10 protein-coding genes and 2 pseudogenes are annotated in these 11,170 nt (G+C 40.7%); 9 read left to right on the top strand and 3 right to left on the bottom strand.

Annotated elements, in window-relative coordinates:
* The first annotated feature begins 154 nt into the window (after positions 1-154).
* Genes FTV08_RS15415 through FTV08_RS15395 form a run of 5 tightly spaced genes read left to right on the top strand, consistent with a single transcriptional unit; the run spans position 155 to position 5,199 of the window.
* Positions 155-586 carry a hypothetical protein gene (locus FTV08_RS15415; RefSeq protein WP_004695737.1) on the top strand — a complete coding sequence of 144 codons (432 nt, stop codon included), beginning with the start codon at positions 155-157 and terminating at the stop codon, positions 584-586.
* A gap of 26 nt (positions 587-612) precedes the next feature.
* A complete protein-coding gene (locus FTV08_RS15410) occupies positions 613-861 on the top strand; it encodes a DUF2933 domain-containing protein (RefSeq protein ID WP_004695740.1) in 249 nt (82 codons plus the stop codon).
* A 20-nt stretch (positions 862-881) separates the two neighbouring features.
* Positions 882-1,532: an isoprenylcysteine carboxylmethyltransferase family protein gene (locus FTV08_RS15405; protein ID WP_004663997.1), complete on the top strand. Its 651-nt coding sequence runs from the start codon at positions 882-884 to the stop codon at positions 1,530-1,532.
* An 11-nt stretch (positions 1,533-1,543) separates the two neighbouring features.
* Complete coding sequence (locus FTV08_RS15400) at positions 1,544-3,919, top strand: heavy metal translocating P-type ATPase (RefSeq protein ID WP_004663996.1); 2,376 nt, start codon at positions 1,544-1,546, stop codon at positions 3,917-3,919.
* On the top strand, positions 3,916-5,199 hold the full coding sequence (locus tag FTV08_RS15395) for an MgtC/SapB family protein (RefSeq protein ID WP_180087630.1): 1,284 nt from the start codon (positions 3,916-3,918) through the stop codon (positions 5,197-5,199). The genes FTV08_RS15400 and FTV08_RS15395 overlap by 4 nt, the downstream gene beginning before the upstream one ends.
* A 38-nt stretch (positions 5,200-5,237) precedes the next feature.
* Here the strand turns inward: FTV08_RS15395 and FTV08_RS15390 are convergent, their stop codons facing one another.
* Entirely contained in the window at positions 5,238-6,638 is a 1,401-nt protein-coding gene (locus tag FTV08_RS15390) for a heavy metal sensor histidine kinase (protein ID WP_005105857.1), read from the bottom strand.
* A complete protein-coding gene (locus tag FTV08_RS15385; protein WP_004679347.1) occupies positions 6,631-7,311 on the bottom strand; it encodes a heavy metal response regulator transcription factor in 681 nt (226 codons plus the stop codon). Before FTV08_RS15385 ends, FTV08_RS15390 begins: the two co-directional genes overlap by 8 nt.
* Before the next feature lie 148 nt (positions 7,312-7,459).
* Between FTV08_RS15385 and FTV08_RS15380 the strand changes: the two genes are divergently transcribed.
* The 4 genes and pseudogenes from FTV08_RS15380 to FTV08_RS15365 form a co-directional block, all read left to right on the top strand.
* Positions 7,460-7,792 carry a hypothetical protein gene (locus FTV08_RS15380; protein ID WP_155861448.1) on the top strand — a complete coding sequence of 111 codons (333 nt, stop codon included), beginning with the start codon at positions 7,460-7,462 and terminating at the stop codon, positions 7,790-7,792.
* An 89-nt stretch (positions 7,793-7,881) separates the two neighbouring features.
* The gene (locus tag FTV08_RS15375) at positions 7,882-9,825 is read left to right on the top strand and encodes a multicopper oxidase domain-containing protein (protein ID WP_180087629.1); all 1,944 of its coding nucleotides are present in this window, start codon (positions 7,882-7,884) and stop codon (positions 9,823-9,825) included.
* The gene (locus FTV08_RS15370; protein ID WP_086197643.1) at positions 9,812-10,732 is read left to right on the top strand and encodes a copper resistance protein B; all 921 of its coding nucleotides are present in this window, start codon (positions 9,812-9,814) and stop codon (positions 10,730-10,732) included. Before FTV08_RS15375 ends, FTV08_RS15370 begins: the two co-directional genes overlap by 14 nt.
* 45 nt (positions 10,733-10,777) lie before the next feature.
* Positions 10,778-11,042 (top strand): annotated as a pseudogene (locus FTV08_RS15365) (hypothetical protein); the annotation flags it as partial.
* A 53-nt stretch (positions 11,043-11,095) separates the two neighbouring features.
* Here the strand turns inward: FTV08_RS15365 and FTV08_RS15360 are convergent.
* Positions 11,096-11,170, bottom strand: a pseudogene (locus FTV08_RS15360) (IS6 family transposase); the annotation flags it as partial.

Below are 11,170 nucleotides of genomic sequence, written 5' to 3'. Positions count from 1 at the left end.
CTCGCTTGATTAAAGCTTGGTTATACGAGGACCAATTGGTTGTACGGTAAGTTTTAGGTGCAGGCTTCTTCATCTGGAAATTATATTGCTAAAGAAGCCCTCAAGAATAGCTTTGTGCAACAAAGCCCTTCCAAATTATTTAAAGGAAAAAATTATGATGAAATTCAAAAACATTTTTTTGGGCTTATGTATCGCAGCCGCGTCATTGAATACATTTGCACAGCAATCCGATGAACACAAAGATCACCACCCTGAAAAAACAGCACCATCTGCAGTAACAATTAAGCAAACAGTTACCAGCACCACTGCTACAGATAAAATGGCTGCAATGGATCAACACATGAAGGCGATGCAAGCCATGCATGAGAAGATGATGGCTGCAAAAACCCCACAAGAACGTCAGAAACTTATGGCTGAGCACATGAAACTCATGCAAGGAGGTATGAGTATGATGAAACAGATGGGCAGCCAAAGCATGAATGCAAATATGGCTGACCGTCAGCAGATGATGGAAAAACGTATGGACATGATGCAATCCATGATGCAGATGATGATGGACTGTATGCCTCCGTCAGCAACTAAATAGTTACCCATGAATTAGGGGAAAGCACCATGAATCACCAACACCAAGAAAATAATTCAGTACCTAACTTCTGGTCTACACGTTATGCCATTGGTCTAATCGTGCTGGGTGGTATCGCAGCTTATTTTCTATTAACAGAACATTTGGCCCACGTTATCGGTGCTTTGCCTTATTTATTCCTTTTAGCGTGTCCACTGATGCATATTTTTATGCATGGTGGTCATGGGCATAACCACTCGCAGCAAAAAAAATCCGATATATCTGATAACAAAAAATAGCTCTTATCAGGAGATCCATCATGAATCATGCGGAATCGGCTTATGGTTTATGGACGCTGGTTATCATTAACTCAGCAGTTTTTATCATGTTCGCTTTCAGTTTTTTTAGACCTTCCACTGCGCGCGATTGGCGTACATTTGGGGCCTTTTCGGCTTTTATCATTGCTCTATTTGTCGAAATGTATGGTTTTCCTTTAACCATTTACCTGTTATCTGGTTGGCTTCAAACTCGCTTCCCTCAACTTGACTTACTTTCTCATAATGCAGGTCACTTGTGGTCAACGCTATTAGGTGAAAAAGGTGATCCACATTTTGGCATTTTGCATATCGCCAGTTACGTTTTCTTGGGTTATGGATTTTACCTGTTATCAACGTCATGGCACGTGCTGTACAACGCGCAACGTCAGCATTCTTTAGCGATCACAGGCCCTTATGCACGTATACGTCACCCACAATACGTGGCTTTTGTGATGATCTTGCTGGGTTTTTTATTGCAATGGCCAACTTTACTGACACTGATTATGTTTCCAATCCTACTCTTAATGTACAGCCGCTTGGCAATTAAGGAAGAGGCTGAAATGAGTAAACAGTTTGGCGCTGTCTATGACAGCTATGCTCAACAGACTCCGAGATTTATTCCAAAATTCGGCCATAAAACCACTTTTCCATAAGAGAATTATTTATGTCAGATCAAAAAAATCATAACCAGGACCATATGGCACAGGCTACAACAGACGTACTGAAAGACCCAGTCTGTGGTATGACCGTCACTGAAGAATCGAAATACCATGAGGAATTTAAGGGGAAAACTTACTTTTTTTGCAGTGATAAATGTCAATCAAAGTTTCATAGCAGCCCGGTGCAATATATCGCTAAACCCGCAACGACGACTGCCGATGCACATACACAGCATCATCAGACTGTTCAACACGTTAATGCGGCAAGCACAACAGGTACGACCATCTATACATGCCCAATGCATCCAGAAATCAGGCAAGATCATCCTGGAAACTGTCCTAAATGCGGAATGACACTGGAGCCACTCATTCCTGAATTAGAGGAAGATGAGAATCCGGAGTTACGTGATTTCCGCCGACGCTTCTGGTGGACACTGCCATTGACCATCATCGTGACTTTTTTGGCGATGTTTGGTCATCAAATGAACCTGTTCAATATGGCGGTTCAGAGCTGGATTGAACTGGTGTTGTCACTCCCAATTGTACTTTGGGCAGGTTGGCCATTTTTTTCCCGGGGTTGGCAATCGGTTGTGAATCGCAGCCCGAACATGTGGACGCTGATTGGTTTGGGCACTGGAGCTGCATTTATTTATAGTGTGGTCGCAACCATTGCACCGCAAATCTTCCCAGACTCATTTATTTCCATGGGTCGTGTCGCTGTTTACTTTGAAGCTTCAGCGGTCATCATTTCATTGACCCTACTGGGACAAATATTGGAGTTAAAAGCACGTTCGCAAACTTCTGCTGCAATTAAGTCACTCCTTGGGCTCGCTCCTAAAACAGCTCGCCGAATCCTGCCTGATGGAACTGAAGAAGATGTTCCTCTAACGCATGTCCATGTAGGAGATTTACTCAGAATTCGCCCAGGTGAAAAAGTGCCTGTGGATGGTGTAATCACTGAAGGAAGTAGTTCAGTGGATGAATCGATGCTGACAGGTGAACCTTTACCTATCACTAAACGTATCGGCGATAAAGTCATTGGAGCTACCCTGAATACCAATGGTTCATTGATCATGCGTTCAGAGAAAATTGGTTCAAGTACCATGTTATCCCAGATCGTACAGATGGTGGCGCAAGCTCAACGATCGAGAGCACCAATGCAACGTATGGCTGATCAGGTAGCAGGTTGGTTCGTCATGGCTGTAGTGACCATTGCCTTGCTTACCTTCTTTGGATGGGGACTATTCGGCCCAGAAGAATCAAGCTGGGTTTATGCATTAATCAATGCTGTGGCAGTACTCATTATTGCCTGTCCTTGTGCACTAGGCTTGGCAACTCCAATGTCTATCATGGTTGCGACGGGTCAAGGTGCTACTCATGGTGTGCTGTTTCGTGATGCAGCAGCCATTGAGAATCTACGCAAGATTGACACACTAATCATCGATAAAACAGGTACGTTAACTGAAGGACGCCCTGTATTCGATCGTGTAGTTGCCGCATCAGATTTTGACGAATCTGAAGTATTACGTTTAGCCGCCAGTCTTGATCAAGGCAGTGAACACCCGCTAGCCGAAGCGATTGTAAACGCAGCACACGAACGTGGCCTGTCTCTTGAAACACCAGATAATTTTGAATCGGGCTCAGGGATTGGTGTTCGAGGTCAAGTGGGCGATCGTCAGTTAGCTTTGGGCAACACAGCACTGATGGAGCAATTGGGTATCTCGGTACAATCTCTGATTCCGCAAGCCGAAGAGCTGCGTTCGGAAGGTGCAAGTGTGATGCATCTAGCCATCAATGGTGAATTGGCCGGTCTGCTTGCAGTATCCGATCCCATCAAAAAAAATACCCCAGAAGCACTTGCCACCCTGAAGGAAGCGGGTCTACGTATCGTGATGGCAACAGGAGATGGTCTCACCACTGCCCGTTCAGTCGCAGCACGTCTAGGCATTGATGAGGTACATGGCGAAGTCAAACCCGCAGATAAACTAGAACTGGTCAGCAAATTGCAGAAGGAAGGTCGCATCGTGGCTATGGCTGGTGATGGCATCAATGATGCACCAGCCTTGGCTAAAGCTGATGTCGGTATCGCTATGGGAACCGGGACTGATGTTGCAATGAATAGTGCCCAAGTTACGCTGGTCAAGGGAGATTTACGAGGGATTGCTGTTGCCCGTTCACTTTCGGAAGCTACTGTCGGCAACATGAAACAGAACCTCATGTTTGCTTTCCTTTACAATGCTTTGGGTATCCCTATCGCGGCTGGCGTACTATATCCATTTACCGGTTGGTTGTTGTCACCGATGATTGCCGCCTTGGCTATGAGTTTGAGTTCAGCTTCAGTCATCACGAATGCCCTTCGCCTGCGAAATAAAAAGTTATGATAGAGAGTTCTTTTCTTCCACCAGATGTACCAGGTCTTATTGCAGCACTTGCCATCGGCCTGCTCATTGGTTTAGAACGAGGATGGCACGATCGTGAATTGCCCGAGGGCAGCCGAGTAGCAGGCCTACGTACCTTCACATTGACAGGATTGCTCGGAGGAGTGCTCGGTCATTTACAACCAAACTTCGGGCCTTGGCCGCTGGTCACGGCCGTATTAGGGCTTTCCTTATTATTAACAGTGTCCTACGCGCGTACCGCAAAACTTTCCGGTAATCTAAGCGCTACCACGACGATCGCGATGCTGTTGACATTAGTTTTAGGTGCATATGCATCCCATGGTAATGTTACTTTAGCATTAACCGCGGCTGTAATCGTCGCTGTATTTTTGGATCTCAAGCCAACCTTACACGGTTGGCTACGCTTGATAGAGCATCGTGAATTAACCGCATCCCTGCAGTTGCTGGTACTTTCTGTCGTTATATTACCCTACTTACCCAATACGGGTCTGGGACCTTTTGCTGCATTAAATCCTTACCAGTTATGGTGGGCAGTGATCCTGATTGCCGGACTCTCTCTGGCAGGTCATTTTGCCATGCGGCTTACCGGTTCAGAAAGAGGCATACTCTGGACAGGTCTATTGGGTGGTTTGGCATCTTCTACAGCTGCAACTGTCGCACTGGCACGCTATACACGCCAGCACCCCGTCATGGTCAGTGCTGCTATTTCTGGAACATTGGCTGCCTGTGGCATCATGTTTTTTCGTATGGTTGTGCTGATAGGCGTCATTGAGCCAGCATTGCTAAGCACTTTTGGTGGTGCAATGATGATTGCGGGAATCCTTCTGCTGGGTATGGCATTGTGGAGACAACGCCAAATTACCAGCGCTGAAAACAACGATCGAACAATAGAAGCAATGGCTCCTTTTGATCTTGGGACAGCATTCAGCTTCGCTGCTTTCCTGGCTGTCATGGCAGTCTTGGTCCCGGCAGCAAAACAATGGTTGGGCACCAGCGGCATCTTCGTATTATCGACTATTTCTGGGCTAGCAGACGTAGATGCTATTTTAGTCTCACTTGCCCGCCTGCATAGTACTGAAGGCTTAACAACAAATGTGGCTGCTGTCGCGCTAGGGCTGGCCACACTGAGCAACATGTTAAGCAAAGCGACAATTGCATGGATGACAGGGGGGGCACAGTTTGGCCGAGCTATCATATTTGGCTACACAATTGCCATGATAGGTGCTGGCGTAGCTCTGGCTCTCAGTTTGAGCTTTATGTAAGGTCAACTCGGGTAAATGGAAGATGTTCAAAAAATGAGTTAAAATGATTCCCCTTGCATGGATTCACTTTGAAAAACAATGGTAAAAATGATTCGACCATTGAGGGATTCAGCCTGGATGGTCGCCCCAAGCATATCAAGAATAGATTTTGTTATCGCGAGCCCTAAGCCGGTTCCTTCTTCTGTTCTTTGTCTAGATGCATCTGTTCGATAAAATCGATCAAATAACCTGGATAGTTGTTCAGGAGAGATTTCAGGGCCTTCATTTTCAATTGAAAATATTGTGTTATCTAAATTCTGTTGAAGTTTTATGCGTATTGTAGAATTCTTATTTCCATATTTAACTGCATTAGATAATAGATTGCTGAGTGCTCGACGTAACATAGCAGGATCACCTTTGACATTTCCAGATCCTGTTTGTTGAAGCGTCATATTTTTTTCGGCAGCTAGCGCATCATAGAAATCAAATAAGGCTGTAACTTCTTTAACCAGGTCAATATTCTGTAAGTTCTGTAATTTTAGGCCATGTTCTGCTTTTGCCAAGAAAAGCATATCGGATACCATTCGAGCCAAACGTTCTAATTCTTCTAAATTAGAAAATAGTACTTCTTGATAGGTACTGGTATCTCGTTTACGGGCAAGACATACTTGAGTTTGAGTCATTAAGTTATTAATCGGTGTTCTAATTTCATGCGCTAAATCAGATGAAAAATCGGAAAGCCTTTCTAAAGCTGATTCTAGTCTGTCGAGCATATCATTGAAGGCAATTGCTAATGATTTTAGTTCGGTTGGTGTGTGCTCAACTTCTAAACGTTCTGAAAGATGTTGGGCAGAAATGCCTTCTGCGACCTTAGCCATTTTTTGCACGGGTCTTAAACCTCTCCAGGTTGCAAACCAGCCTAAAAACATTAAACAAATCGTACCGGCTAAACCAATGTAAAAAAGTTGACGCTTAAAATCATTTAAAAAATGTAGATGTTCAGATGTATCGATCCCCACAATAATGCGTACAGATTGTATTTCAGTATTTTTGTTTATATCCGTGTTGTAGATCATGCCACGATAGGTCTTATTCTTAATTTTCCATTTAATCCAAGGGTTATTTGCTGACTTGATTAACTGTTGAGTATTAATGATTGAAGATGCTGAACTAAATAAAATCTGACCTGCCGGTCGTTCTATTTGGACCATAAGATCATGGTGTCCAACTAAAGCATCTTTCAAATATAGATCAAGTTCTGGAGAATTTTTAGGATGCTGTTGGAGAAGATTCTGAATAAGCTGGATTTTACCTTCTAATTGGGTACGATCTTGCGTTTCAAAATGATGCATCACTAATTTATGGATGAAAAACCCCATCATAATGAGAATGCATATAGTCGATAATGAGAAAATAATACCAATACGAAAACTGATAGATTTGAATAATTTATTATTCATCTTCTACCTCTAATACATACCCCATTCCTCTAATATTTTGAATTAACTTAGGGGTAAAATTACTATCTACTTTATTTCTTAATCGTTTAATAGCGACTTCAACTACATTTGTATCACTATCAAAGTTCATATCCCAAATTTGAGATGCAATAAGTGCTCTTGGTAGAATTTCACCTCTTCTACGCATAAAAAGCTCCATAAGAGCAAATTCTTTAGCCGTTAAATCAATGCGTTGACCTGCTCGTGTTACCCGACGTTTTCTCAAATCAAGTTCTAAATCAGCAATCTTAATAATATTATTATCTTCTCTTTGTTGCCCTCGTCTAAGGAGCGTTTTTATTCGAGCTAGAAGCTCTGCAAAAGCAAAAGGCTTAACTAAATAATCATCAGCGCCTAGCTCTAATCCTTTTACTCGATCTTCTATCTGATCTCGGGCGGTAAGAAAAAGAATGGGCATTGTTTTACCGCTGCTACGAATATCATTGATAATATTCCAACCATTTAGTCCAGGTAACATCACGTCTAAAATAATTAAGTCATACTCTTCAGAAAGAGCTTGATGTTTACCCGTTAACCCATCTGTAACCCAGTCCGTAATATAGCCAGCTTCGGATAAACCTTGCTTGAGATAATCACCAGTTTTTTGTTCATCTTCAACTAATAGTATTCTCATTTCCGAATCCTAAGTCATTCATTAAAACTATAATAACGTTATAAAACATCTAATCGAGATAGATTACAAAAATGTCATTTTCAAGTCACTTAGATGTTCAGTGCTTCACTTTATTGTAGTAGCAAGAAATTAACTTTTAGAGAAACTTATGAAAACTGTAGTGCGTCGTAGTCTAACAATTTTAATGTGTGCTGGAACTTTAATTGCTGGTACTCAATCTTGGGCAAAAGATGTATCAACCTCAAGTGCCACTAAAACGGTAAAAGCACAGAAACCTTGTACAAAACCTTGTAAAATGGAAAAAGATGACAAGACTCAGCAAGATCATAGTCAACATCAGTCTCCTAACTCATCTGACATGTCAAAAATGGATCATTCTATGATGAATATGGACCATTCTAAAATGGATCATTCAAAGATGAATATGGACCATTCTAAAATGGATCATTCAAAGATGAATATGCCTAGTAGCAATAAATAATTTTATAAATAGCGAGAAAGAAGTATTAAAGTTTATACTAAATATTTGCTTTATTACTTCAATCTTGACCTTTCTAAAGGTGAGATAGAATGTCAAATAAGTTAAGTCATGTACTCTTAATTGGAGTTGGTTTATTTTCATCAACTTGGGTAATGGCGGCAGTTAAAGAATATGATTTAACAATCGCTGAACAAACTGTAAATATCACAGGAAAACCGCTAAAGAGAATTACCGTTAATGGTAAATTCGTTGCACCACTTCTTGAATTTGAAGAAGGTGATGAGGCCGTTATCCGTGTTCACAATAAGTTAAAAAATCAGGACTCTTCAATCCATTGGCATGGCTTATTATTACCTGGAATTATGGATGGTGTACCTGGATTTAACAAATTTAATGGCATTGCCCCTAATAAAACTTATGAATATAAGTTTAAAGTCCGCCAAAATGGTACTTATTGGTATCATTCACATAGTAAAGGACAAGAACAAGACGGTTTATATGGTGCTTTTGTTATTTATCCTAAAGATAAAACTCCACTAACAGCTGCTGAAAAAACCGATAAAGATTACGTTGTTTTGCTTTCTGATTTTCATAATTCAACAAGTGATCAAATTATGAAAAATCTTAAAAAAGAAGCAGATTACTATCAGAACCGTCGCGAAACAGTATTCGATGTATTAAAACAAGTTAAACGTGATGGATTAAAGGCAACTTGGCAAGACCGCTCTATGTGGAATCAGATGCGGATGTTGAAAACAGATATGTCCGATGTGACTGGTTATACATTTTTAATGAATGGCAAAACACCTCAGCAAAACTGGACCGGTAACTTCAAAGCTGGTGAAAAAGTTCGCCTTCGTTTTATTAATGCTTCCGCTATGTCATTCTTTGATGTACGCATTCCAAACCTAAAAATGACTGTAGTCAGTGCTGATGGTCAACCTGTAAAGCCCGTTCCTGTAGATGAGTTCCGTATTGGTACTGCTGAAACCTATGATGTCATTGTGGAACCAAAACAAGCACATTACCAAATTGAAGCTGAATCTATTGATCGTACCGGTTTTTCAGTGGGAACATTACATGAAGAAAGCAGCCCAGCAGTCAAACAAATTGAGATGCCTAAGCCTCGTCCTCGTTCTTTATTGACTATGGAAGATATGGGGATGAGCCATGACATGTCATCTATGAAAGATATGAATCACGATATGTCTTCTATGAAAGGTATGGATCATGATATGTCTTCTATGAAAGGCATGAATCACGATATGTCTTCTATGAAAGGTATGGATCATGATATGTCTTCAATGAAAGATATGAATCATGATATGTCTTCTATGAAAGATATGAATCATGATATGTCTTCTATGAAAGGCATGAATCACGATATGTCTTCTATGAAAGGTATGGATCATGATATGTCTTCTATGAAAGGTATGGATCATGATATGCCGATGAATAGCGCTACTGTTAAGGCGGCTTCAGACAAGAATGATAATACCGTATTTGGATGGGCAAATGCTTCAACACCTGAAGGTAATAAAGCATTGCAATATAGTGATTTGCAATCGTTAGATCCTCAAAAAGACACTCGTGCAGCTGAACGTGAAATAGAGATCCGTCTTGGTGGAAACATGGAGCGTTATATTTGGACAATAAATGGTAAAAAATTTAATGAAGCCGACCCACTAGTGGTGAAGTATGGTGAACGTATTCGCTTAAAATTTGTCAATGACAGTATGATGGCTCACCCAATGCACTTACATGGCATGTTTATGCAGCTTGAGAATGGTCAGGATCCAAGCAATATGCCAAACAAACATACGGTAATTGTTCCACCTGGGAAAACGATAACCACTCTACTCACAGCTGATGAGTTAGGTGAGTGGGCTATTCATTGTCACCTGCTTTACCATATGAGTGCAGGAATGATGAATAAACTCATTGTAGCTCAAGTGGAAGATGGTAATTCTACAAAGACTGTTCCTCAGTCCCAAGTAAATGAGAAGGGAGTAAATCCACATGCAAATCACTAAGAATTTCTTCTCAAAAACAGTCTTATCAATTGCATTAATAAGTATATCAAACTTAACTTTTGCTAATAGCAGCACTTCGGAACAAGAAAGTAATATTACAAATGGTATGAGAGTCTTATTACAGGAGTCTGGTGGCTTAAGATATAGCCCCCAAGAATTGTATCCAGAATATTATTCAATGGAAAATGCAAATGGGGGAGATAATATTATTTTGACTGCAAGAAAGAGATCAGACGGATCTCACGATGATCATCTTAAAGAACATGGCGGACAAATTTATCAAGTAACAAGACTTGAAAATGCATGGATGGTTGATGAAGACGGTAAGGGCAACCTAGGAACAAAGCTTGAAACTTTGATTGGAACAGATGAAAATCGTCTATTTATTGAAGCCAATTCGGAAAAGTCAGAAAGTAATGATCCAAAATATGCTGTATCAGCACTTTATAGCCGTAACGTAGCCCCATTTTGGGATATACAAGCTGGTGTAAGATATAGCGAAGATAAAAATAGCAGCAACAGTGATCGAGTTGATGGTGTTATTGGTGTATTAGGATTAGCTCCTTATTTCTTTGAAACACAAGCATATCTTTATGGCGGTGAGAATAATTTTTGGGGAGCAAGTTTTGAATTAGAACGTGATTTGCTTTTAACTCAGAAACTTATTACTCAACCTTATATCGAAGCAGATGTAATATTTAGCGATGATTCTAACTATGCTGCAAAATCAGGTTTATCAGAACTTAAAACTGGTATCAAAACCCGATATGAGATTACTAAGCGAATTAAACCTTTCATTGATGTTGCTTACCAATATGAAAAAGGACAGAAAGCCACTTCTATGCAAGAGGCAACAGAGTCTGAAAAGGGATGGAAATATGGTGCAGGTATCGAATTAGTTTTTTAAAATAATATGACTTGGAATCATGAATGGTAGCTTCGGCTACTATTCATGAAATTGTTGTCATTTCCTTTCGAATCTGTAAAACTAAAAAAGCTTAAATTTTGGTCTTATCTCTATGCAGTGGTTAAAAACATGCCTATCGCTGTTTTTATCGTTTGCTATCCTTTTAGTAGGATCGGCTGCTGCTGCTTCGTCTGTACATAAGCGGTGTTTAATGCCATCTGAACAGATGAAATCCATGCAAATGGAAGCATCTCAAAACCAGGATATGATGCATACCGACTGTATGAAAGTTGAAGCAAAGGTCAAAAAAAGGCACTGTTGCAAATAGAGATTTGAGTCGATGAAGTTCCTTTTTAAAAGTGCTTAGAGACCGAAAACCCTGTTGATTAGACACACTTCACCTTGAGGCTGACCATAATAAAATGACGATGCTTGTCC

It is taken from the genome of Acinetobacter sp. YH12226 (genome assembly GCF_013417805.1).
Taxonomy (GTDB): Bacteria; Pseudomonadota; Gammaproteobacteria; order Pseudomonadales; family Moraxellaceae; genus Acinetobacter.
The sequence above is the reverse complement of the archived record's forward strand: the minus strand, read 5'-3'. Positions and strand labels throughout refer to the sequence as shown.